General features: G+C 55.2%; 22 protein-coding genes. 8 read left to right on the top strand and 14 right to left on the bottom strand.

Annotated features, from left to right (window positions below; genetic code table 11):
• Positions 1-144 precede the first annotated feature (144 nt).
• Complete coding sequence (locus AC1AY0_RS06350) at positions 145-3,093, top strand: CAP domain-containing protein (RefSeq protein WP_476526077.1); 2,949 nt, start codon at positions 145-147, stop codon at positions 3,091-3,093.
• A gap of 168 nt (positions 3,094-3,261) precedes the next feature.
• Here the strand turns inward: AC1AY0_RS06350 and AC1AY0_RS06355 are convergent, their stop codons facing one another.
• From AC1AY0_RS06355 to AC1AY0_RS06405, 11 genes are all read right to left on the bottom strand, one after another.
• Positions 3,262-3,825: a cysteine hydrolase family protein gene (locus AC1AY0_RS06355; protein WP_476503728.1), complete on the bottom strand. Its 564-nt coding sequence runs from the start codon at positions 3,823-3,825 to the stop codon at positions 3,262-3,264.
• 1 nt (position 3,826) lies between these two features.
• Entirely contained in the window at positions 3,827-5,272 is a 1,446-nt protein-coding gene (locus AC1AY0_RS06360; RefSeq protein WP_476503729.1) for a purine-cytosine permease family protein, read from the bottom strand.
• A gap of 76 nt (positions 5,273-5,348) precedes the next feature.
• Positions 5,349-6,197: an NUDIX hydrolase gene (locus tag AC1AY0_RS06365; protein ID WP_476503730.1), complete on the bottom strand. Its 849-nt coding sequence runs from the start codon at positions 6,195-6,197 to the stop codon at positions 5,349-5,351.
• 125 nt (positions 6,198-6,322) lie between these two features.
• On the bottom strand, positions 6,323-6,967 hold the full coding sequence (scpB, locus tag AC1AY0_RS06370) for an SMC-Scp complex subunit ScpB (RefSeq protein ID WP_476503731.1): 645 nt from the start codon (positions 6,965-6,967) through the stop codon (positions 6,323-6,325).
• Complete coding sequence (locus AC1AY0_RS06375; protein ID WP_476503732.1) at positions 6,967-7,839, bottom strand: segregation and condensation protein A; 873 nt, start codon at positions 7,837-7,839, stop codon at positions 6,967-6,969. The genes scpB and AC1AY0_RS06375 overlap by 1 nt, the downstream gene beginning before the upstream one ends.
• A 30-nt stretch (positions 7,840-7,869) precedes the next feature.
• On the bottom strand, positions 7,870-8,709 hold the full coding sequence (locus AC1AY0_RS06380) for a ParA family protein (RefSeq protein ID WP_044088912.1): 840 nt from the start codon (positions 8,707-8,709) through the stop codon (positions 7,870-7,872).
• Between the two features lie 230 nt (positions 8,710-8,939).
• A complete protein-coding gene (gene xerD / locus AC1AY0_RS06385) occupies positions 8,940-9,866 on the bottom strand; it encodes a site-specific tyrosine recombinase XerD (RefSeq protein ID WP_476503733.1) in 927 nt (308 codons plus the stop codon).
• A gap of 172 nt (positions 9,867-10,038) precedes the next feature.
• Positions 10,039-10,422, bottom strand: coding sequence for a 50S ribosomal protein L20 (gene rplT, locus AC1AY0_RS06390; RefSeq protein WP_476503734.1), 384 nt, complete (start codon positions 10,420-10,422; stop codon positions 10,039-10,041).
• 54 nt (positions 10,423-10,476) lie between these two features.
• Positions 10,477-10,671 (bottom strand): 50S ribosomal protein L35, encoded by a 195-nt coding sequence (gene rpmI / locus AC1AY0_RS06395; RefSeq protein ID WP_033890065.1) that lies wholly within the window; start codon positions 10,669-10,671, stop codon positions 10,477-10,479.
• Positions 10,652-11,386, bottom strand: a complete 735-nt coding sequence (infC, locus tag AC1AY0_RS06400) for a translation initiation factor IF-3 (protein ID WP_476503735.1) — start codon at positions 11,384-11,386, stop codon at positions 10,652-10,654. Before infC ends, rpmI begins: the two co-directional genes overlap by 20 nt.
• Positions 11,387-11,657: 271 nt before the next feature.
• Positions 11,658-13,319 carry a spermidine synthase gene (locus AC1AY0_RS06405; protein WP_476523190.1) on the bottom strand — a complete coding sequence of 554 codons (1,662 nt, stop codon included), beginning with the start codon at positions 13,317-13,319 and terminating at the stop codon, positions 11,658-11,660.
• Between the two features lie 84 nt (positions 13,320-13,403).
• On the opposite strand from AC1AY0_RS06405, the gene AC1AY0_RS06410 reads away from it, so the two are divergent.
• The 3 genes from AC1AY0_RS06410 (at position 13,404) to ybaK (ending at position 16,051) form a co-directional block, all read left to right on the top strand.
• Entirely contained in the window at positions 13,404-14,156 is a 753-nt protein-coding gene (locus tag AC1AY0_RS06410; RefSeq protein ID WP_476523189.1) for a thiamine diphosphokinase, read from the top strand.
• 229 nt (positions 14,157-14,385) lie between these two features.
• Positions 14,386-15,444 (top strand): type I glyceraldehyde-3-phosphate dehydrogenase, encoded by a 1,059-nt coding sequence (gene gap, locus AC1AY0_RS06415; RefSeq protein ID WP_033890062.1) that lies wholly within the window; start codon positions 14,386-14,388, stop codon positions 15,442-15,444.
• A gap of 94 nt (positions 15,445-15,538) precedes the next feature.
• Positions 15,539-16,051: a Cys-tRNA(Pro) deacylase gene (gene ybaK, locus AC1AY0_RS06420; RefSeq protein ID WP_476523188.1), complete on the top strand. Its 513-nt coding sequence runs from the start codon at positions 15,539-15,541 to the stop codon at positions 16,049-16,051.
• A 259-nt stretch (positions 16,052-16,310) separates the two neighbouring features.
• On the opposite strand, the gene AC1AY0_RS06425 is transcribed toward ybaK, so the two are convergent.
• Positions 16,311-17,378, bottom strand: a complete 1,068-nt coding sequence (locus AC1AY0_RS06425; RefSeq protein WP_476526079.1) for a 4-hydroxy-3-methylbut-2-enyl diphosphate reductase — start codon at positions 17,376-17,378, stop codon at positions 16,311-16,313.
• 99 nt (positions 17,379-17,477) lie between these two features.
• Here AC1AY0_RS06425 and AC1AY0_RS06430 point away from each other — a divergent pair, with 99 nt between their 5' ends.
• Complete coding sequence (locus tag AC1AY0_RS06430; protein ID WP_476523185.1) at positions 17,478-18,425, top strand: aldose 1-epimerase family protein; 948 nt, start codon at positions 17,478-17,480, stop codon at positions 18,423-18,425.
• A 124-nt stretch (positions 18,426-18,549) separates the two neighbouring features.
• Positions 18,550-18,624 carry a 50S ribosomal protein bL37 gene (locus AC1AY0_RS06435; protein ID WP_003817083.1) on the top strand — a complete coding sequence of 25 codons (75 nt, stop codon included), beginning with the start codon at positions 18,550-18,552 and terminating at the stop codon, positions 18,622-18,624.
• A gap of 107 nt (positions 18,625-18,731) precedes the next feature.
• On the opposite strand, the gene AC1AY0_RS06440 is transcribed toward AC1AY0_RS06435, so the two are convergent.
• Positions 18,732-19,070: a hypothetical protein gene (locus AC1AY0_RS06440; protein WP_476523317.1), complete on the bottom strand. Its 339-nt coding sequence runs from the start codon at positions 19,068-19,070 to the stop codon at positions 18,732-18,734.
• Positions 19,070-19,738, bottom strand: coding sequence for a sigma-70 family RNA polymerase sigma factor (locus AC1AY0_RS06445; protein ID WP_476523316.1), 669 nt, complete (start codon positions 19,736-19,738; stop codon positions 19,070-19,072). The genes AC1AY0_RS06440 and AC1AY0_RS06445 overlap by 1 nt, the downstream gene beginning before the upstream one ends.
• A 200-nt stretch (positions 19,739-19,938) precedes the next feature.
• Between AC1AY0_RS06445 and AC1AY0_RS06450 the strand changes: the two genes are divergently transcribed.
• Both AC1AY0_RS06450 and AC1AY0_RS06455 read left to right on the top strand, forming a co-directional pair.
• The gene (locus tag AC1AY0_RS06450) at positions 19,939-21,507 is read left to right on the top strand and encodes a UDP-N-acetylmuramoyl-L-alanyl-D-glutamate--2,6-diaminopimelate ligase (RefSeq protein WP_476523183.1); all 1,569 of its coding nucleotides are present in this window, start codon (positions 19,939-19,941) and stop codon (positions 21,505-21,507) included.
• Positions 21,508-21,608: 101 nt separating this feature from the next.
• Complete coding sequence (locus AC1AY0_RS06455) at positions 21,609-22,610, top strand: lipid II:glycine glycyltransferase FemX (protein WP_476523182.1); 1,002 nt, start codon at positions 21,609-21,611, stop codon at positions 22,608-22,610.
• The last annotated feature ends 146 nt before the right edge of the window (positions 22,611-22,756 follow it).

Genomic DNA, 22,756 nt, shown 5'->3' on the forward strand with positions numbered 1-22,756 from the left:
CAAAAACCATTCAATGGTCTCCCAGCAATTTCTTTTTCTAAACAACGATAAAAATTCCAAATAATGGACAGCGTTCACCCCCCCCGAAAACCCCCGATAACTTTGCTCATAGACAGAGAAGTCTATTGAGAATAGAGGTTCATCATGGCAAATAAGGTTACAAAAGTTACGGTTGCAACCGTGGCAACTTTGGCCACGTTGACAGCTCCGGCTGTGGCTATGGCTGATGAGACTGCGTCCTCGCAGTCGGATGCGGCGAATCAGGCGATCAGCCAGGCTCAGGATGCGGTGCAGTCCGCGTCGGAAAGCGTTCAGGCCGCTTCGCAGGCCGCGCCGTCCGGTGTGACGGAGGCACAGGCGAAGGCTGATGCGGCTTCGGCCGCCTTGGATTCGGCGAAGCAGAATCTGGATGCGGCGCAGTCCGCGCAGCAGCAGGCCGCGCAGGCTCAGACGAACGCGCAGAACACGGTCGATACGGCGCAGAAGGCCGCAGATGACGCCCAGCAGGACAAGGATGATGCTCCGGCCAAGATCGATGCCGCGCAGAAGGCCGTCAAGGACGCGCAGGACGCGATCCAGCAGTCCACGGATGCGATGAAGCAGGCCGAAGCGGACAGGAACGACGCCCAAGCGGAGAAGACCACGGCCGGATCCACGCTGCAGCAGGCGCAGACGGAGTCCGCGCAGCATCAGAACGAGGCCGATGCGGCGCAGAAGGACATCGACACCGCCGTGAAGGCCGAGTCGGATGCGCAGGCGAAGTCCGATCAGGCGGACAAGGATGCGGCTTCCGCCCAGGAGAAGGCCGACAAGGCCGATGCCGCGTTGAAGCAGGCCCAGGCTGACAAGGCCGACGCTCAGAAGGCTCTGGCGGATGCGAAGGCCGCGCAGCAGACCGCATCCGGTGACAAGTCGAAGACCGATCAGACGGTCAAGGACGCGCAGGCCAGGCTGACGGCAGCCAAGCAGGCCGAGGCGGATGCGAAGGCCGCGAAGGAGAAGGCGGATGCGAAGGTCGAGCAGCTGTCCAAGGAGGATGGCGGCCTATCCGATCTGGCGGCCCAGTTGAAGGCCGCGCAGCAGGCCGCCGAAGACGCGAAGACGGCACAGGCGAAGGCCGACGCCGCAGCCAAGGTCGCGAACGACACGGTGAATGCGACCAGTGCGGACGCGGCCGCGAAGCAGCAGACGGCGGACGATTTGAAGGCGAAGGCCGATGCCGCGAAGCAGTTGGCGGATGATGCCCAGTCGAAGCTCAGCCAGGGTGCGGTCGCCTACTTCGGCGACAAGGGCGCCGCGGATGCGGTCAGGGTGCTGACCGATCCGGCGGTGACTCATTACCTGTCGTATGTGAAGGTCGGCGATGAGAAGGATGCGACGAGCCTGGACAACATGATCGCCGCGGTCAAGTATCTGCAGGAGGCGAACGAGTTGCGCGTCAAGGAGGGGTTGCAGCCGGTGCAGGTGTCCGACACGCTGATGGCCATCGGCATGGCCGACGCCGACTACGCGACCGGCAACGTGGAGCATCCGCTCCAGTTCGGATCCTCCGAGAACCTGGCCTGGGGGTACAAGGACAGCCCCTATCAGGGTTGGTACACGCAGGAGAAAGCCAACTACGAGGCCTACCAGCAGGGCAAGTGGACGCTCAACGATCCGTCCGCATGCCCCTACCCCACCAAGATGGGTGGCGTCATCTACTGCCAGACCGGTCATTACACGAACATCGTCAATCCGAACTGGACGGTCGGTGGTTTCGGCTTCAGCCAGAACGGCGGCGTGGGATACGGTTCGAACGTGCACGCGCTCGAATACGCGAAGGGATCCTACGTGAGCGCCTACCCGACCGACGGGAACACCCGAGTCCAGCTCGGCTTCGGCCGAACCATGAGCGTGGACGAGTATCTCAATGATCTGACCGCCTACCGTGATTCCCTGACGAACGCCGACGGCAACTATCGGGATGCTCTGGCCAAGAGCGAGCAGGCGTTGAAGGACGCGCAGACCGCCGCCGACAAGCTGGCCGAGGCGCAGACCGCCGCCCGGAAGGCCGCCGCCGAGGCCAAGGCCGCGCAGGAGAAGGCCGACCGGTTGGCGCAGGCCGCGAAGGATGCGCAGGCCGCGTACGATGAGGCCGTCAAGGCCCAGGGCGACAAGGCCCAGGCGTTGGAGCAGGCCCGCAAGGAGCAGGATACGGCCAACAGCGCATACGCGGCCGCGAAGCAGGATACCGCGGATGCGCAATCCGCGGTCGATGCCGCGGTGAACGCCCAGTCGGATGCGCAGGCGAAACTGGATGCGGCCGACAAGACCGTGGAGGATGCGCAGCAGGCCGTCGACACGGCCGACGCGAACATCACGCAGGCCCAGGCCGACAAGGCCGCCGCGGAATCCGCGATCACGGACGCGCAGGCCGCGAAGGCCCAGGCCGCGAAGGATCTGCAGGCGGCGAAGGACGCCAAGGCCAAGGCCGAAGCCGCCAAAAATGATGCTTTGGCTGCGAAGTCCGTGTCCGACCAGACCGTGAAGACGGCCCGGGAGGCGGTGGCCGCAGCGCAGGCCAAGCTCGACAAGGCCCAGCAGACGTATGATGCGGCGAAGGCCACGTACGACAAGGCCGTGAAGGCCAGGTCGGACGCGGAGAACACCATCGCCTGGTACGAGGCGGCTCCCGATCGCCTCGCCAAGGCCACCACCGACCTGGAGAACGCCAAGAAGGCTCTGGCCGCCGCCGACACGGCCAAGCAGGAGGCCGACGCCAAGTACGAGACCGCGAAGGCCACGTATGATGCGGCCAAGAAGGACAAGGATCAGGCCGACGCCGAGCTGGCCGCCGCCAAGAAGGCCGAAGCGGAAGCCCAGGCGAAGGCCGAGGAGGAACAGAAGAAGCAGGAAGCCGCACAACAGAAGGCGGATCAGGCCCATAAGGAGGCCGACACCGCCAAGAAGAAGGCTGCGAAGTTGTCTAACACCGGTACCGATACGACAACCATTCTCACCCTCACGGCAATTCTCACCCTTGCTGGTGCAGGTTGCGTGCTCACTCGCGTACGCACTGCAAAGCACACGGAGGGCTGGCATATCTCTAAGTAATACATAAAGCAATGCCCCCTTGTGTTGATTTGTATGGAAATCAACACAAGGGGGCATTGCCATCTGTTATGCATTTCGCGCAACTATCCCTCAGTCAGATGATGCTGACAGCTCAGTAGTACAAGACATCCACTTCCCGTTTGCTTACTGCTACTTCTATATCGCCAATCAACCAAGAATCTCAGAGGAATTGGTGATGGTAATCAGGGGTCCGAAGAGGGCCATGGTGTCGAGGGCGCGCTGGTGGTTCTCCGGGCTGGAACCGGCGCAGGCGTCGGCGGCGACTCGGACTGCAATACCAGCGTCAGCAGCAGCCAGCACGGTGGTGATGACGCAGCAATCGGTGGCCACGCCACACACAGCAATCTTCTTGGCACCTTGGATTGCTTCAGCGAGCTCGCTCCCCCACTTGCCGAAGGTATCGCAACTCACTATTGGATGGCCGGCAGCGAGCGCAGCCGTATCTGCAGTTAGGTCATACATCGGATCATCCGGTGGGACCAGGAACTGCGGCCAATCCTTGAAGTAATCAATCCACGCATCCTTGGCGGGAGTAGGAGCCACGTAGCGCGTGTACACTACATGGTCGCTGTATGCTTCAGCCAGAGCTTTGAATGCTGCATCAGTGGTGTGGAAAGAACCGTCCGGGCAAGCCCAGTCAGACCAGTCAGATTCAGCGAATACTTTTTGGCGGTCAATGACGACCAGCCACTCATCGGATGGAACAGTCATCTCAGTCCTCCTTTTCCTGCTTGGCAATATCACCGCGCTGGAAGATCAACGCGCCGAACAAACCAATCAGCAATGCCACAATCACGCCAATGTTGGCGGATGCCCAAGCGCCATCCTTACCGCCAAAGAGACCCAGGAAGTAGCCTTGCCATTCAAGCCAGCTGGCGGACGTGTTAACCACAAGACCCCAGCCCAGCAGCGTACCAACAAGAAGAATCACCAGGGATTTCATATTCCAAGCACCGTAACGGCCATCGGCCTTGTACAAATCATCGGTGTCATAGTCCTTTTTGCGCAGCAGCACGTCTGCGATGAACAGACCGGTCCATACGGCCATCGGCACACCCAGAGTAATCAGGAATCCTTGGAACGGGCCGATGAAGGTATCGGAGAAGAAGGTCACGTACACAACGCCGAGCACGGTCAGCGCTGCGGTCAAACCAGCAGCTGCCACGCGCGGCAGTTTGATGCCGAAGCTCAGCAGAGCCAAGCCATTGGAGTAGTTATCCATAATGGCACCGGACATCAAGCCGAGTACAGCCACCAGAGTGAATGGAACCAGGTACCAGGTCGGCAGAATCGAAGCCATAGCACCAATAGGATCATTGCCCACAGCATCGGAAAGCTTTTGGTTGGAAACGGCGAGCAGTCCGCCGTAAATGACCAGCAGTACCGGAGCAAGCGAAGCGCCAAAGGTTGACCAGAACACAATGCCGGAATTTGAGGACTTGCGCGGCAGATAGCGGGAGTAATCAGCAGCGACATTCACCCAGCCCAAACCGAAACCGGTCATCACAAACAGGAATGCACCGAGCACGGACGGTACCGATCCTGCCTGAGAAGCGCCGACAGCGGCGAAATCAATATGAGACCAACCCAAAATAAGGAAGCCAATGGTCACCACACCACTGATTACAGTGATAGCCTGCTGAGCTTTCATAATGAGGTCATAACCGAAGATGCCGGCAACCACCACGAGACCGACCACGATAATGGTGGAGATGATCTTCGGAGCAGCTCCGGAACCCCAGCCAAGACGCTGGAAGGTCGAGGCAAGCGCCAGCACAGCGGTAGTGGTCAGGGAGATTTCCCAACCAAGCGTGGCAATCCAGCTCAACACAGACGGCACCTTGGCACCTTCCACGCCGAATGTGGCGCGAGTGATAACCATAGTTGGCGCATTGGCTCGCTTGCCGGCAATGGATACAATGCCTACCAGCAGGAACGAGACAACAATGCCGAGTATTGCGGCAAGCGTTGCCTGCCAGAATGAAATGCCGAAGCCCAGCGCCCATGCACCATACGACATGGCCAGCACGGAAATGTTGGCTGCGAACCACGGCCAGAACAGATCCTTCGGGCTGCCGTGGCGGTCGGACTCGGCAATGGTGTCAATGCCCTGCTCCTCCACGGAGAGCGCAGAGCTCTTCTCTTTGGTGTCACTCATAGTGAACCTTCTTCTCTTTGTTTACTATTTATGCGATTGATTGAACTATCAAACACAGCTGTAATGTGCCCGCTTGCTATTCGCGCGCGGAGGGGACGAGCGGTGCCAGCGCATCGTGGTGCACGATATCGCGTTCGTGTTCCCGTGCGATGACTGATTGATTACCGGTGTGGGAGCTCAATGATGATTCATCATTTTCGAACGCATCATCACGCACCGAATGCTGCGGCACGTACCGGTACACTGCAGCCGGTCGTTGACGGCCTTCGCGTCGTTTTTCGCCGGTATCTTCCAGGTCGCCGGAAGCGAGCATTTTACGGCGGAAATTCGCCAGATCAATGCTTTGACCTGTGATGGCTTCATACACTTCGTGCAGTTGACGCAAGGTAAAAGTCGGACCCAATAGTCTCGTTGCCACGTCCGAATACTCAATTTTGGAACGTAACCGTTCCAATGCGTATTCAATAATGGCTTTATGATCGAAGGCCAACGATGGAAGATCGTTTTCCGAGAACCAGCGCACATTATCGCCGTCTTCAAAATCAGCCGCCACGTGTTGCTCCACCAACGCCCAATACACGATGGACACCATCGGCAATCCGCCGTGAGATCTGTTGGGATCTCCAAACGTATACAACTGTTCAAGATATCGCGGGTGCAACGCAGTGGTGGATTCCAGTGCCGCAAATGCCGACTGTTCCAACGATCGATCAGCGCGAAGATTGCCGCCTGGCAGAGCCCACGACCCTAAAAACGGCTGGCGGATGCGCCTCACCAACGGCAACCAGAGTTGCGAGCGAGCCCCTTCACGCGCTCCATCTGTGTCAGTGGCTTCTACATTGCGAGGGCCAAGCGCCAGAATCACCACCGATACACCGACTTGCGGTGGCGCACTACGGCGTTCAGATACATTACCGAATCCCATGCCACGCTTCTTTCCTCGGTCCCCGGTGTTACGAGGCGCTTATCCTACTAATTCACAGGAGCCTTCCCCTAGTTGTTTAGCATAGCACTATTTTTAGTCAAATTGACTATAAGTAATGGAAACAATCACTCTTCGGAATAATTCGCGTTTGCATTATCCGCTTGAGTCAGCTGCACCATTTCCGATTCCGAGGGAAGGAATGGAGCCAACGACGGCAACTGATCCAATGAGTCAAGCCCCATGCGCTCAAGGAACAGTTCAGAAGTGACCAAAAGCGCAGCACGAGTTTCCTGATCAACTCCGCTTTCTCGAATCAAGCCATGCACACTCAACGAGCGAATCACACCATCTGAATTCACACCACGAATCGCAGCCACTTGCGCGCGCGTAACCGGTTGCTTATATGTCACAATAGCGAGCGCCTCAAGCGCCGCCTGGCTCAACCGCGCAGTCTGCCCATCGGTTACAACAGCGGAAACAATCGGCTCAAAAACAGCACGACTGGCGAACTGCCAGCCTCGTGGAGTGTGGCGTAATTCAAAACCGCGCGGGCGAATACCAGTGTTTTCATCTCCCTCATACTCACGTTGCAATGCCTTGAGCGCCTGTTCAATCGTTGCCACATCACAATGGAGCATTCGAGCGATGTCCGCAGTAGGCTGAGGCTGGTCAGCAACCATCAATATCGCTTCCAAACAAGCGGGAAGCCCACCGGGAAAAACATCCATAGCAATGGTTTCGTCGCTGAGTTGTTGTGATTCGTCGCTCATCAGGCAAAGTCTCCTTCTGATATCTCCACGTCGTTCATCGCATCATCCACGCCTGCGACCCATCGCAATTCAAGCTCTTCGAACGGTCCGCTTTGCCGATATTGCAACACTCCTTGTTTGAAGAACATCAGTACTGCCATGAATCGGGCAACCACTTCCAATTTGGAAGCGCAGTCTTTGGTTAGCTCTCCGAATGTCATGGCAGCATCAGGGCGATGCGCCATGGCATGCATTAAACGCTCTCGCACTACAGCGGATTGAGCGCGTAAATCAACCAACGGCACATGCAGTTGGTGCAGAGACACTTCCGAGGCTGGCGCATTGGTCAATACTTGCGCAGCCAATCGAGCCAAATCAGTTGGCGTCATAGTCCAAATCAGCTCTGGAAGCATAGCGCTCATCGCATCATCCATGTAAGCCGGATGCGGATAGCGCCCTGCATTTGCAGCCAAGCGCGCGCGAAAATCAGTTGCGGCCTGCTTGTATGCACGATACTGAATCAGACGAGCGAATAATAAATCCCTCTCACGTAATGCTTCAAGACTCTGCTCATCAGCTTGGGATTCGTCGCCACCGGGCAGAATCGCCACACTTTTGGCTTCGACCAGAATCGACGCGACATCCAAGAACGCACTGGCCTCGTCCATATTCTTGGTGAAATCGAGGCCGCGCACATAGCTGAGAAACTCTTCGGTGATTGATGACAACGAAACCTCGGTAAGCTCGAGTTTGTTGTTCGCAATCATGCCAAGCAACACATCAAACGGACCGGAATATACTTCCAGATTCACTTGGAATCCGGAAGCACCGGTTTGACTGGCAGTCGCTTCTTCGCCAATCTCCTGCACCGCTTGAATATCGGTATCGTTCATAACCGACCGAAGAACAATGCGGACTGCGCTTTACGCCACTACGCCGCGTGCGACCATCTCGCGAGCCACTTCACGGTATTCCTTAGCCGTTTTATGACCAGGCGCGTAGATGACGATAGGGGCTGCGGCCACAGTGGAATCAGGCAGTTTGATGGAGCGGGAGATACAGGTATGGAACACCTTGTCTTTAAACGCTTCGTAAATACGCTGGCAGACTTCCTCGCAGTGCAGCGTATTGGTGTACATGGTGACCAGCACACCATCCACTTCAAGGGATGGATTGATGCGTGACTGAACTTTTTCAATGGACTGCATCAGCAGTGCCACTCCTCGCAGCGCAAAGAACTCAGCAGCCACAGGAATAATCACACCATCCGCAGCGGTCAATGCGTTAACAGTGAGCAGGCCGAGCGAGGGCTGGCAGTCCACGATAATGAGATCGTATTCGTTCTTCAGCTTGCGCAGCACGCCGTTGAGAATCTGCTCACGGCCTACCTCGGTGACCAGCTGCACTTCGGCAGCTGACAAATCAATATTAGCCGGAATGATATCGATATTCTCAAACGCTGTATGCTGCACTACATCATGCGGATCTACGGAAATATCGAACAGCGCGGTATAAATCGTATTGTCTACCGCATTCGCATTGATACCCAAGCCCACAGTGGCAGCACCCTGCGGGTCGAAATCCACAATCAATACGCGGCGGCCATACTGGGCAAGCGCACCAGCGATATTGATGGAACTGGTGGTTTTGCCTACGCCACCCTTTTGGTTGCACATGGCGATGACCCGGGCTGGGCCATGCTGCTGCAGCGGTTCAGGAGCGGGGAAAGTTTCATATTCACGTCCAAGCAAATCGGTAGGCATACTGTTTACCTTATCAACATCTTCGTCCGTCTGGGGGGTAACGACATACGTTCCGGCCATAGGCAATGTTCCCTGCCTGAATCCATTGACCACTGTCCGGTCGTCACGCCAGTCTTCCATCGTCGCCGCACCTTTGAGTAATTACTTTCAACTGCTGTATAGATTACTCTGCAGGCACGTCGACCTTGGTGCCGAAATAATGCGCAATACGCTCAATTGATTCCAGATGTTCATCTGGCGCGCGGGTGAGAGGATAAATACGCCTCGATTAGATGCTCAGGGCTGACATGCGTATAAATCTGCGTGGTGGTTACGCTAGCATGGCCGAGCAACTCCTGCACAGTACGCACGTCCGCGCCTCCTTGAATCAGATGCGTAGCGAAGGAATGCCGCAACGTATGAGGATGCAATGGTCTGGTGATTCCGGCCCTCTTCCCCGCGTCTTTAACCACTTCCCAAATTGATTGCCGCGAAATGCGGCGGCCTCGTTTATTAAGGAATAACGCGCGCCGCTCCGGAACAACAGCCGAAGATCTGCGTTCAAGCTCGCCTCGCGCTGTATTCAAATACACGGCAAGCGCTTCACACGCATAGCTACCGATAGGCACCAAACGCTGTTTGGAGCCTTTACCCATCAGTCTCGCCACTCGCCCATCCAGGTCAATATCATCAAGATTGGCGCCCGCGGCCTCCGACACACGGCAGCCAGTGGCATACATGAATTCAAGCAGCGCCGTATTTCGCAGCACCACCGGATCTTGTGAACCGCCGACAGTGGCAGCATTCAACAGTTTCGTCACTTCATCGACGCTCAGCACGTCCGGTAATGTTGAAGCACCTTTAGGCGCTTTTACCGCTGCGGATACGTCATTGGTAACTACGTGTTGGCTCAAGGCAAAACGATGAAACTCGTGGAGCGAAGCAAGACGCCTGGCCTTGGAACGCGCAGACTCCCCTGCCGCATCTAACGATGCCACATAGTCTTCCACATCCTGTGATGTGATTGCGTCAGCATCTTCAACGCCTCTGGTCTTCAACCAATCAACATACCTATGGATGTCTGATTCATATGCTTCTACTGTGGCCTTGGCAAGCCCACGCTCCACGCCAATGTGTACGAGGAATTGCTCGGTAAGTCTGTCGAAGCTATTGGTCATGATGCTCCATGGTATTCGGTATCTGGCCGTACATACGATGAAACCCCGCCAAAGAGCGGGGTTTCTATCAAAAATCAGTCTGTATGACTGTCAGGTTCAGGCCGACGCGTTTCACGCGTCCTTCGCAGCAAAGCTGCGTGCCTCATACAGACAGTCCACTGGACTATTAATCTCAGGCCTCAACCGGAGCGTTGACGTCCTCAGGCAGAGCAGCCTTGGCAGCCTCAACGATGGTCTTGAAGGTCTCAGGATCGGAGACAGCCAGCTCAGCCAGAGCGCGACGATCCAGTTCGATGCCAGCGAGGTGCAGACCCTGGATGAAGCGGTTGTAGGTGATGCCCTCAGCGCGGACAGCAGCGTTGATACGCTGAATCCACAGCTTGCGGAAGTCGCCCTTGCGAGCCTTACGGTCGCGGAAGTTGTAGTTAAAGGAGTGAAGCAGCTGTTCCTTAGCCTTGCGGTACAGGCGGGAGCGCTGACCACGGTAACCGGAAGCCCTATCGAGAACAACGCGACGCTTCTTGTGGGCGTTCACTGCGCGCTTGACACGTGCCATAATCTATTTCCTCAGCTTTCTAAAAAGTCTTTATTATCCGTGTAAGCCCTAAGCTCACTTCTGCAGAAGCTGCTTCAGCTTCTTGGCCTGGCCACCGCGCAGCACAGCGTCAGCGGACAGAGCGCGACGCTTGCGAGCGGACTTGTGCTCGAGGTTGTGGCGCATAGCGGAACCGACCTGCATCACCTTGCCGGAGCCGGTGATACGAGCGCGCTTGGAAGCGGCGGAATTAGTTTTCATCTTCGGCATTGCTGCCCTCCTTGCTGGTTTGCTTCTTCATATCGGAAGTCTTGGGAGAAATCGAGGCCTGGGCGTCGGCGGCGGCCTGTGCCTGAGCCTCCTGCTTGGCGGCAAGACGTGCAGCCTGGCGGGCCTGGCGCTCAGCGCGGGATTCTGCTCCACGACGGCGCTGCTCCGACTGGGTGTGCACCTTCTTGCCCTTCGGGGCGAGGGTCATGATGATGTTGCGCCCCTCCTGCTTCGGCTTGGATTCCACGGTGCCGAATTCCTCGACATCGTCAGCCAAGCGCTGCAGCAGTTCGACACCGCCAATCGGGCGGGAGATCTCACGACCGCGCAGCATGATGGTCACCTTGACCTTGTCGCCGCCGTTCAGGAAGCGGGTCACATGGCCCTTCTTCACGTCAAAGTCGTGATCGTCGATCTTAAGGCGGAAACGAATCTCCTTGATTTCCGCGGTGCTCTGGTTGCGGCGAGCTTCACGAGCCTTAATCTTCTCGTTGTACTTGAACTTGCCGTAATCAATGAGCTTGGCGACCGGAGGCTTCGCGTTCGGTGCCACCTCGACGAGATCGAGGTTTGCCTCCTTGGCCAGGTTCAGCGCGACAGTAGTCGCGATGACGCCCACCTGCTCGCCCTTCGGGCCGATCAGGCGTACCTGCGGGACGCGAATCTCGTCGTTAATACGTGGTTCGTCGCTGATGATGACTCCAATCCTCTGCATGTTCCTACACGGGTCCACTCGGATCCCATCAACGCATTGGATTCATGACAACACAAGCCGTACGCTATGCGCCGACTTTCATCTGCAATACCATCAGCATCACAAATAACAATTGCTTTATCTCAGCAATTTTCTAGGCTGTTGCCTTGAACCCGAGACCTTGAAAGGTTTCCAGGTGGGGTTACCCCGCTTTCTTGATTTCTCAAGCCAAATGGAAAGCATACCATAAGCCCAGACATTAGATAGGCGTGTGTCGCACTATCGCGTCGCACTACTGCACGGCACGTAATAAGCCGCCAATGCCTTCCTTCTGCAGAATCTCGCGGTATGGACCAGCCTCCTGAGCAATAATCTGGTCGATAGCGCGCATGCCTAAAACTTCAACCGGAGCTTTGTCATCCGTCAAAATAGTCGAAGAGGAATCCGGCGTATCAACTGCAGTAAATCGACCGGACACTTCTTCCATATACCACTGCAACGGCTCACTGCCGGTACGCGCATAGGTGGTCTGACTCAACCTGTCAGCTTGAGAGACCTGCTTCATATCGCTTGTTGATTGCCCTGACGAAGACTTTTTCGCGAAAAGCTCCCGGTTCGTAGTGTTCGGCACATCAGCCGTCAACATATTAGCCGCACCAAATACGCTGGCAATCGTATCGCTTAACGCTTCATTGATGGAACCGCGGCCATCTGAAACCATATTCATATTGACCACCATCACGCCGCCAGGATTAAGGTGCTCCTTCACCATGGTGAAGAACTCGGTCGAGCTCATCTGGAATGGAATGGTGATGTCTTGATACGCATCGACCATAATCACGTCGTAGGAGTCATGAGAAGCGGCGAGCCAAGCGCGGCCGTCATAGGTGCTTACTGGCACATCACTCGGTTCAGAGAAATACTGTCCTGCCAACTCAGTGATTTTCTGGTCGATTTCCACGCCGGTAATCGACATGCCCGGATAATACTGCTTCAGCTGCCTGGCATATGTTCCTGTACCCATACCAAGGATCAGTGCAGAGTTTGCTTTGTCGGCGAGCGCTGGAGCGGCAAGTGCAGTGTCGTAGTACATGCCGGTCAATCCCGGTTCCTTCATCGTGACCGATTGCACACCGAAGAGCACATTGGTTGAGAGAATCGTACGATCCGAAAGATTTTTGACCTGCAGATAGTTGTATATGGACTCCCCTTCATAGGCAAGATTGGTTTCCCAGAAGGCGAAGCCAGTCAATGGTGAGACACAGCTGGTAATTACAAAAATCACCGCCGACACCGCACAAGCCACACGATGCGTTTTGATGGAGATGAAATAGATGAGTGGAATCAGCAGCAGCGCACCAGAGAAAATCAGGAAGCTCACAAAGGTGCCAACTGCAGGAATCGTAACGAATGTCGGTAAAAATGTGCCGAGGATTGAGCCAATCGTATTGCATGCGGACAATCGGCCCACCACGGAAGCATTGTCTTCCAGCGACGTGGTTGCAAATTTATTGAGCCCTGCTGTCACCGTACCGAGCAGGAACAGCGGTGGCACGAAGATGATTGCGCAGGATATGAATGCGGCGATAATCAGGAAATTCGTTGAAACAGTAACGATAAGCAAGCCGGAAATAATCAGAATCAGATACTTACCCACCAGTGGAATCAGCGCAATCCATACAGCGGCCACCATAATGCGCAAATAGAGTTTGTCCGGATTCGGATCTTTATCCGCCCAACGACCACCGAACACAGCACCCAGCGCCAAAGCGATCATGATGGTGCCGATGATGATGGTCCATACAATCTGCGAACTGGAGAAGTACGGTGCCAGGAGGCGGGATGCGCCAAGTTCGGCAGCCATAACGGACATGCCGGAGAAGAATTCGGTAACGTACAGGAACACCTTGGATTTCAGGATAGGTCTTTCGCTTGCCTCCGTAATATGCGCCATTGCTTGGATCCTCTCTATCCCATTTCGCTCATATGTGATGCGTTGTTTCGTTAGCCTAGCAGCAGAACAGCTACAGTTGACGTCATGACTAAGGTATGTGCGATTTTTGGTGCGGGTGAATACTATGGGGCACCTGATCCGGCTTTGATTCCGACTGACGCTTATATTATTGCGGCAGATGGCGGGCTTGATCATACACGTGCACTTGGTATTACGCCGGATGTAGTAGTAGGCGACTTTGATTCGCTGGAAGGCAAGCGCCCCAGTCTTGAATCTGATGCAAGCGGCGCAGGTATGCGAACTGTAGTACTGCCGCCGCTGAAAGATGATCCGGATATGCTGTCCGCGCTCAAAATCGGTTGGGCTTCCGGCTGCCGGGAGTTCCGCATTTGGGGCGGGCTTGGCGGCCGCGTGGACCATACGCTCTCCAATATTCAGCTGATGGGATTGCTTGCTCAGCATGGTGCAAGCGGATATCTGTTTGGCAACGGTACTGTGGTGACTTCTATTTGTGATGGGGAGCTTACGTTCGCCGCTCATCCGGTTCGTGAAGATGGCCGCATGGTGTCGGTTTTTTCACTGTCTGATGTTTCGCTGGACGTGAACGAACCGGGATTGAAGTATGAGCTTGAGCATGGCACGTTAACCAATACCGTGGTGCAAGGTGTGAGCAATGAGTTCCGCGATAATATTCCTGCCGCAGTTAGCGTTGCTCAAGGCACATTGATTGTCACTTTTCCCGGCGAAGTAGCATTGCCGCATGTCCGTCGCTTCCATAATTTCACAGGAGATATTGGCACCTTGGACACCGAAGTCTCTGCTTTGCTGGTGAGCTGACTACATGATGCAAAACCGTTGAGCGTTGATAGTTCGCATCCTTAATGAACGCATGGCAAAGCTTGCACGAACAACAATGTGAGCGCTCACAGAAAAATGGAGATTTTTGACCAAAACACACGTTCATACGTTGCTTTGTGTACACAGTCGGCATTACAGTAACAACTGTTGGTAAACAATGGCGTGGTGTGCCAAGGCACATTACCGCCACCCTACAAGGGAGAATTACATGACAGTTAAGATTGGTATCAACGGCTTCGGTCGCATTGGTCGTCTCGCCTTCCGTCGTATCTTCGAGCTGCAGGCTCGCGGCGGCCAGGCTGGTGACATCGAAGTTGCCGCCATCAACGATCTGACCACCCCGGCCACCCTGGCTTACCTGCTGAAGTACGATTCCACCCACGGCACCTTCCGTCACGACGACGGCACCCCGGTTGACGTGAAGGCCACCGAAGACTCCATCGTGGTGGACGGCAAGGAATACAAGGTCTACGCCGAGAAGGACGCCAACAACATTCCGTGGGTCAAGAACGACGGTGTTGAGTACGTGCTCGAGTGCACCGGCTTCTACACCTCCGCTGAGAAGTCCCAGGCTCACATCAACGCTGGCGCCAAGAAGGTCCTGATCTCCGCTCCGGCTAAGGATGACGTCACCCCGACCGTCGTGTTCGGCGTGAACCACGACATCCTCAAGGCTTCCGACGTGATCGTCTCCGCCGGCTCCTGCACCACCAACTCCATGGCCGCTATGGTCAAGCTGCTGGACGAGAAGTTCGGCATCAAGGCCGGCTTCATGACCACCATCCACGCTTACACCGGCACCCAGATGCTGCTCGATGGCCCGCGTGGCACCAAGACCGGCCGCAACCTGCGCGCCGCTGCCATCAACACCATCGCTCACTCCACCGGTGCTGCTAAGGCTATCGGCAAGGTCGTTCCGTCCGTGAACGGCAAGCTGCAGGGCCACGCTCAGCGCGTTCAGGTTCCGGACGGCTCCGTCACCGAGCTGACCACCGTTCTGAACACCGAGACCACCGCTGACGAGATCAACGCCGCATTCAAGGAAGCCTTCGAGAACTGCGAGTTCTACGGCTACAACGATGAGGGCATCGTCTCCTCCGATATCCTCGGCGACACCCACGGTGGCGTGTTCGACCCGACCCAGACCGACGTCAACACCGTTGACGGCGTGACCCTGGCTCGCACCGTTTCCTTCTACGACAACGAGTACGGCTTCACCTCCAACATGATCCGTACCCTGCTGTACTTCGCTGAGATCTCCGAGTGAATCCGCGCGGGTTCGCCCGCATAGGTTCATTTGAGAACTAAGCTTATGAAACCCCCACCATGTGTGGGGGTTTCTTTGTAGTACAACAGAGAGCATGGCGAAAAAGAACAAGCAGCATGGTAAGGGAACCGGTTCCACTCCTGCCACAGTGCAGTTAGAGAAAGCCGGCGTGGATTTTCAGCTCTACGAATACGAGCACTCCAATGATCATATGGACGACGGCTACGGCGTAGAAGCAGCCACAAAGCTTGGCTTTGATGAGCATCAGGTTTTTAAGACCCTGATGGCAGATACCGGCACCGAACGTGTGGTAGGCGTAGTCCCCGTCAGCGGCCATATGGATTTGAAAGCATTGGCAGCAGCTGTCGGCGCGAAGAAAGTCTCAATGGCGGATCCAAAAGTGGCTATGCGTGAATCCGGTTATGTGGTGGGTGGTATTTCGCCACTGGGGCAGAAAACGCATCATAAAACCGTGTTGGACGAAAGCGCCTTGCAATTCGACCGGATTCTGGTTTCCGGAGGCAAGCGAGGATTATCCGTGGGCGTTAATCCCGAAGATCTGCTCAAGGTTTTAAATGGCATTGCCGCCCCAATCGGCACGTGGTAAAACATCTGGCTCCCCTTGTCAGGGGAGCTGTCACGAAGTGACTGAGGGGTAGTCCCGACTCACACCACGGCTAAAAACTAGGCTCGCGAAGGCTTCCCGCGGAGCTCAGCAGACTGAGCCGTAAAAGGCAGAGTCCAGTGGACTCTGCCTAGGCGAAGTGAGCAGCTTGCTGCGAAGCTACCGGCGGCGAAGCTCAGCTAGCTGAGCCGTAAAACAGAGAGTCCAGTGGACTCTCTGTAGGCGAAGTGAGCGAGCCTGACTAGGCTCGCGAAGGCTTCCCGCGGAGCTCCGCGGGAAGCACAAAATGCATATTCTCCTTAATGGTCTCCACTGACTTCATACCGGTGAATCCGAGATTTTGCAATGCATCAATCACGCCGGAAACCAGTTCATCCGGCACAGAGGCACCAGAGGAAATACCTACTGCAGTAACATCAGCGAACCATTTAGGATTGAGCTCATTGGCATCATCTACACGATATGCTTTGCCCCGCTCCCCTAATCCTTCTTGTGCCACTTCCATCAAACGTACGGAGTTTGAGGAATTCGCCGAACCGACAATCACCACGCAATCAGACTGTTGTGCCACGAGTTTCACGGCAGCTTGACGATTCGACGTGGCATAGCAGATATCCGAGCTTGGCGGCTCCTCCATCCAAGGGAACCTTGCTTTCAATGCCGCAATAGTATCGGCGGTTTCATCGACGCTCAACGTGGTTTGCGAAAGCAGAACCAGCTTCGTATCAGGGGTGAAATCCAACGACGCTACGTCATCAGCATGTTCGATCAGGTGAACATGCTCCGGGCTCTCCCCCACCACGCCAACGGCTTCATCGTGACCTTTGTGCCCGATATAGATAATCTCGTAGCCTTCACGCACGAATCGAAGCACTTCACGATGCACCTTGCCCACGAGCGGGCAGGTTGCATCCACCACATGCATGCCACGCTGCTTGGCCTCGTTCTTGACTTCGGGAGAAACGCCATGTGCGGAAAACACCACGGGAATTCCAGCCTCGGCAGCGGCATCCGGAATTTCACTGAGTTCTTGTACGAAAACCGCACCTTGTGACGCCAAATCTTCGACCACATGCTTGTTATGCACAATTTGCCTGCGCACATAGACCGGAGGCAGACCATCCTCACGTACCAGCTTTCCTGATGAGGCTGCCGCTTTCAGAATCGTTTGTACTGTAAGAATCGCACGATCAACACCGGCGCAGAATCCTCGCGGATCAGCCAGCACCACACATTTGGTCATAGAATCTCCTTTTCGCACACTGTGTTCCAGTCTACTAGAGCAGTCTCCCGGCAAAGTCGCATGCATGAGCGTGCAATAGGCCGTGTACGAAAAGAAACGCGCTACACTAGCTGTTAGCGGTAACAATGGTTATCGATTCCGATATCTCACTACGGGAGTGATTTCATGACGAGTACAACGCCACGCACCGGTCAGCAGTACAGCATCTCTTACGGCGATTACGAAGCCGTCATTACCGAGCTGGGCGCTACCATGCGCAAGGTCACCTATAAGGGCAAGAATGTCATCGTGCCGCTCGGCCCCGATGATCCAATTACCTGCTGCCACGGCCAGCTGCTGGTTCCGTTCCCGAACCGCATTGCCGCAGGCACATATGAATTCGAAGGCAAGACGTACACGCTGCCGATTGATGAGCACGACCGCAACACCGCTATTCACGGCTACGGCTACCGCGCTTTCTGGAAGCTTGAATCCTTGACCGAGCATTCCGTCACGCAGTCTTGGCGCGCTCCGTTCCTGCTCGGTTATCCTTTCGCGATCAAGGTTTACGCCACCCACGAACTGACCGAAGATGGATTGAAGATTACCGTCACCGCTGAAAACTACGGCGATGTGGATGCACCGTGGGCTCTGGCCATCCACCCGTGGCTCGACAACGGCTTCAACGGCTATGGCGACGAAATCGATGGTCACAATGCTCAGTGCCATCTGACCGTGCCTGCTGAAACTCACGTTACTGTAGATGAAAACCTGATTCCGACTGGCACTGAGCCGGTGGAAGGCACCAAGTACGATCTGAACGACAACCCGCTGCTGGTCAACCAGCCGTTCGATGACGCATGGACCGATTTGAAGCGCGACGCGGACGGCTCTGTGACCGCCACCTTCACTCGCCCTGACGGTCTGGTCATCAAGGTCGGCGGCGATGAAACCATCACTTCCTTCCAGGTGTGCACCGGTACCGGTTTCCCGGCATTCCAGCATCCTGCTGGCACCGCTGTGGAACCGCAGACCGCTTACGCTAATGCGTTCAACACCGGCAACGACCTTATTGTGATCAAGCCTGGTGAATCCAGCACCACGAAGCTGTTCATCAAGGCTGAGCAGCACTGAGCATCTTCCGATTGCCTCAACCTCCGGTAATGCCACATCGCCAATGACACACGTGTTGCACGTCGTCTGAGCGATGTGGCATAATTCCGAAGGCTTATTTTTTCTTTAAGTAAAGGAGTCCATCATGGGCATGCGCGGACGTAAGCGTAAGGATCGTCGTAAGAAGGCCGCTAACCACGGCAAGCGTCCTAACGCCTGATTCTTCACGTATTCCAATCGAATACGCATGAAGCCCGTCTGAGTAATCAGGCGGGCTTCACTGTTTATTGGCCTAGTGTATTGGTTTATCTGTTCACTGGAGCATTATCACTGCTTATCTTCACCGCAGCAATGATCCAATGTGGCTTTGAGTTTTGCCATCAGGCATTCGGGGGCCACATCTGGGCGCAGATATGCTCGCAGCGCAGTAATCAACGCCTGTTCACGTGCATCACAACATGTTGAGGGGTCGAAACACTCCCCCTCCTGCTCATACTGGTCATATTCCTGAGCATCGTGCATAGACTCACAGCTGCACTCCGTGGAACCGTCACCTGAGCAGCATTGCCGAGTGGTGATATGCACTTCTGTTCTACTCACCACACCATCGACGGTTGCGCTGGTAATGGAGATATGACGTGTCTGTTCAACACTGTGATCATTCATCATCGCATCTCCTTTCCATCATTCCCATTATGGCTGGTTTGTGTATCGTGCTCCTCATTTTTCGGCAACTTCGCGGATGGTGAACCTGTGGTTTTTGCCGCATTATCTGCTACATATCCACGTTCACGGGCGTATGCCGCCAATTCGCGTTTCAGTTGGGCACGAGCTCGATTCAAACGACTCATTACCGTACCGATTTTTACGCCTTGCTCATCAGCCACCTGCTGATACGATTTACCGTCAATCGCAGCATCAATGAACACTTGGCGGCGTTCGGGGGAAAGCTTGGCGAGCGCCGCCATAATTTCCTCGGGAGCAAAAGCGTCCAAATATTCCTCTTCAGCAGATTTCAATCCATCTGACGAGTGTTCGGCCGCATCATAAATATCCCAATCGTCGTATTCGCCGGTAGAATCGTTCGCCCGTTGCGGTCTGCGCTTGGCTTTCGCGTATTGATTGAAATAGGCGTTGCGTTCAATGGTGGTCATCCATGCCTCGAAATTCGAGCCAGGCTGGAATGTATCGAATGCTTTGAATCCACGCTCGAACGTATCCTGCACCAGATCTTGCGCATCATCGGGATTATTGGTCAGCCTCATAGCTTGCCTATACAGCGCGTTGACGGCAGGCATGGCCAGTTTCTCGAACCTAGCACGCTTGGTCTGCATGCTTTCTGCCACAGGCGTCACGTCCTGCGGTTGAGTGGGTTCACCCTGATCTTCGAGATTCATGGTTCCTTGTTTCGTCGTCACGATTGCTCATTCTAGCCAACTCGTGTGCCTATATCGTGGTCGATGCCATATGAATCGCGTGCCAGCGGCACTGGCCTGTAGAATAACTTTCGGTAAGAAATAGGGAGAAACGATTTATGGCTTTGACTTTGGCTTCAGCAGCCCAGCTGCTTGAGCAGCATCATTTGTTACGGGAGATTATCGCCGGCGAGCGCTGGACCCTTGATTCCAGTGCAATCGATCAGCATGACCAACCTTTTGGCAACGTCACCTATGATACGCGAGAAGTGACCGATGGTACTTTGCTGTTCTGCAAAGGTAACTTCAAGGCCTCATTCCTCCATGGTATTGATGATTGCGGCCTTGCCGCCTATGTTGCGCAAACCGATTACTCCGCTGAGACCAAGGCACCGGGTCTTATCGTCAATGATGTGCGTAAAGCCATGAGTCTGCTTGCCGCCGAATTCTTTGGCAGGCCTCAGGAGCAGCTCACGGTTATTGGCATCACTGGCACTAAGGGTAAAACCACCACGGCGTATTTCGCGCAGGCGGTGTTGAACGCCTATTCGGACGGCAAGTGCGCGCTCTTCTCTTCTATCGACAACTGTTTGGACGGGCATACTTATGTTGAATCGGCTCTGACCACGCCGGAAAGCCTTGACGCTTTCCGCATGATGCATGAGGCCGTAGCAAACGGCATGAAATACCTTGTGATGGAAGTGTCCTCCCAGGCGTACAAGGTCAACCGCGTGTATGGGCTCACTTTCGATGTGGCCGCATTCCTTAACATCTCTCCTGACCATATCAGCTCTATCGAGCATCCCACGTTCGAGGATTACCTGTATTGCAAGCGTCAGATTACGAAGAACTGCCGCACGCTGGTACTGGGAACCGACTGCGCTCATGCTGATTTGATTCGCGAGGATGCACGCAGGGCACAGGTGCCTGTCGTGACTTTCGCGTTGCGCAGCGATCAGGACAGCAATGATAGCGATTTTGTGGCGCTTCCTGACCTGAACAATGCGTCTCAATACATCTTCCAAGAGCATGGAAAGGCTATTGGCGACTTCTCCTTGGAGCTTGAGGGCGGGTTCAATGCCGCTAATGCCGCCACCGCCATCGCGTTGGCCAGGGAGGCTGGAGTACCTGAAGACTCCCCTGCTTTTGCCGCACTGGAGCATGTGCGTATCTCTGGCCGCATGGAGCATTTTGCGAACAGTGACGGCTCCATCGTGGCTTATGTGGATTACGCGCATAATTTCGTCAGCACGCGCACACTGATTGACTTCGTGTCTCGCAAATATGCTGATCGCAATCCTCGTATCACCGTGGTTACCGGTTCAGTTGGCGATAAGGCCGTGGATCGTCGTGAAGGCATCATCAATGGAGCGCAGGAACGAGCCGACCGTATCATCCTGACTTCTGAGGATACCGTCAAGGAACCAATGATCGATATCTTGAACGAGATGCGCAGTTACATCACGAATCCGCGCGTTTCCAGTGAGATTGTTCTCGATCGAGCCAAGGCCATTGAGCAAGCCGTGGCGGAAGCTGAGCAGACAGCGCAGCAGGGACAGTTCAATGTTGTGCTTGTTATTGGCAAGGGCGAGGAACAGTGGATCAAAGTGGAAGGCAAACACGCCCCTTATGAAGGCGATGGGCACGTGATTCGCAGACTGTTCGGCATCGAACAGCCAAACGACTAATCCACATGATATTCCGTTTGCCAGTACCCAATACTCAATATCGATTCGTCAGCTGATTCATACAGACTTACAGCATTCACATCATTTCCAAGGAGTCCGCAGTGATTACTCTTGAACACACCACAGCCGCCGCAATGGAACAGGCAGCGGCAGCAGCCGGCCTCGTGCTGCCTATTGAGCAGACCGAAGCGTGGGCACGCTACCAGTCCACCGTGCCTGGCCGCCACCCTTGGGGCGCCTACCTCATCAAACGAGACGACGTGCTCATCGCCGTACTGCTGCTTATTGATTACGAAACGCATGGTTATCATTACCTGCGTTCCCTTCATGGTCCGGTGTGGGTGTCCAAGCCCACTCAGGAAGAGGAGCGCGAAGTCATCGACGCCTTGGTGAAGGCAGTTCACGCCAAAGACCGCAAGGTGGTATTCCTGCGCGTCGATACTTGGTATGAAGACGGCTACTACCGTGTGCTGTCCACCGTGCCATACGATCAGACCGTTATCGTGGATCTGACTGGAGGCGACGAAAAGATTCTGGCTCGTATGCGTGCCCGTGGCCGTCAAAACGTGCGTAAGGCACTTCGCGAAAGCCCAGCAGTCTGTGCCGACGAAACCGAGCAGGCCTCCAAATCGTTTGACGAATACTATGGCGTGATGGTCGACACCGGTAACCGCGATGGATTCACGCCTGCGCCCAAGAGCGACTACGAAGACATGCTGCGTGAGCTTGGCCCGGATCACTGCCGTTTGTTCGTCAGCCGTATTGACGGCAAGGTGGTCAACTGGTGTTTGGTGACCATCAACGATCAGCGAGCTGTGTACTACTACGGCTGCATGAGCACCGCAGTCCGTCGTCTACGCGTGCCGGACAAGATGTTCTATCACATCTTCTGCACGCTGGGTGCACAGGGCATCGTCAGCTTGGACATGATGGGCATTGGTTCCGACTTCGCACCATCCTTGAAAGGTCTGAACCAGTTCAAAACCAAGTTCGCTCCGGAAATCACACCGGTTGCAGCCGGCCATGACATCCCAATTCAGCGTGGATTCTATGGTTTGCTTCGTTTTATCCAGAATATCCGTCGAGGAAAACTCAGCCGATAAAACTCAGCATTCAGCAACGCAACCAGCTTTTTTAAGTAAAACACAAGCATAGCTTCAGCTGTTCGGCGGCATAGTTCCAAGATTCTGCCAAGTGTGCAACGCACAATATTCGACAGTCATCAGAACTTGTACGCCATATGAAAGCT

The sequence above is a fragment of the Bifidobacterium sp. LH_416 genome (genome assembly GCF_056357055.1).

Coding starts and splice junctions, on each gene's coding strand:
- AC1AY0_RS06350 (WP_476526077.1), top strand. CDS start 145: ATGGCAAATAAGGTTACAAAAGTTACGGTTGCAACCGTGGCAACTTTG.
- AC1AY0_RS06355 (WP_476503728.1), bottom strand. CDS start 3,825: ATGACTGTTCCATCCGATGAGTGGCTGGTCGTCATTGACCGCCAAAAA.
- AC1AY0_RS06360 (WP_476503729.1), bottom strand. CDS start 5,272: ATGAGTGACACCAAAGAGAAGAGCTCTGCGCTCTCCGTGGAGGAGCAG.
- AC1AY0_RS06365 (WP_476503730.1), bottom strand. CDS start 6,197: ATGGGATTCGGTAATGTATCTGAACGCCGTAGTGCGCCACCGCAAGTC.
- scpB (WP_476503731.1), bottom strand. CDS start 6,967: ATGAGCGACGAATCACAACAACTCAGCGACGAAACCATTGCTATGGAT.
- AC1AY0_RS06375 (WP_476503732.1), bottom strand. CDS start 7,839: ATGAACGATACCGATATTCAAGCGGTGCAGGAGATTGGCGAAGAAGCG.
- AC1AY0_RS06380 (WP_044088912.1), bottom strand. CDS start 8,709: ATGCCTACCGATTTGCTTGGACGTGAATATGAAACTTTCCCCGCTCCT.
- xerD (WP_476503733.1), bottom strand. CDS start 9,866: ATGACCAATAGCTTCGACAGACTTACCGAGCAATTCCTCGTACACATT.
- rplT (WP_476503734.1), bottom strand. CDS start 10,422: ATGGCACGTGTCAAGCGCGCAGTGAACGCCCACAAGAAGCGTCGCGTT.
- rpmI (WP_033890065.1), bottom strand. CDS start 10,671: ATGCCGAAGATGAAAACTAATTCCGCCGCTTCCAAGCGCGCTCGTATC.
- infC (WP_476503735.1), bottom strand. CDS start 11,386: ATGCAGAGGATTGGAGTCATCATCAGCGACGAACCACGTATTAACGAC.
- AC1AY0_RS06405 (WP_476523190.1), bottom strand. CDS start 13,319: ATGGCGCATATTACGGAGGCAAGCGAAAGACCTATCCTGAAATCCAAG.
- AC1AY0_RS06410 (WP_476523189.1), top strand. CDS start 13,404: ATGACTAAGGTATGTGCGATTTTTGGTGCGGGTGAATACTATGGGGCA.
- gap (WP_033890062.1), top strand. CDS start 14,386: ATGACAGTTAAGATTGGTATCAACGGCTTCGGTCGCATTGGTCGTCTC.
- ybaK (WP_476523188.1), top strand. CDS start 15,539: ATGGCGAAAAAGAACAAGCAGCATGGTAAGGGAACCGGTTCCACTCCT.
- AC1AY0_RS06425 (WP_476526079.1), bottom strand. CDS start 17,378: ATGCATGCGACTTTGCCGGGAGACTGCTCTAGTAGACTGGAACACAGT.
- AC1AY0_RS06430 (WP_476523185.1), top strand. CDS start 17,478: ATGACGAGTACAACGCCACGCACCGGTCAGCAGTACAGCATCTCTTAC.
- AC1AY0_RS06440 (WP_476523317.1), bottom strand. CDS start 19,070: ATGAATGATCACAGTGTTGAACAGACACGTCATATCTCCATTACCAGC.
- AC1AY0_RS06445 (WP_476523316.1), bottom strand. CDS start 19,738: ATGCAGACCAAGCGTGCTAGGTTCGAGAAACTGGCCATGCCTGCCGTC.
- AC1AY0_RS06450 (WP_476523183.1), top strand. CDS start 19,939: ATGGCTTTGACTTTGGCTTCAGCAGCCCAGCTGCTTGAGCAGCATCAT.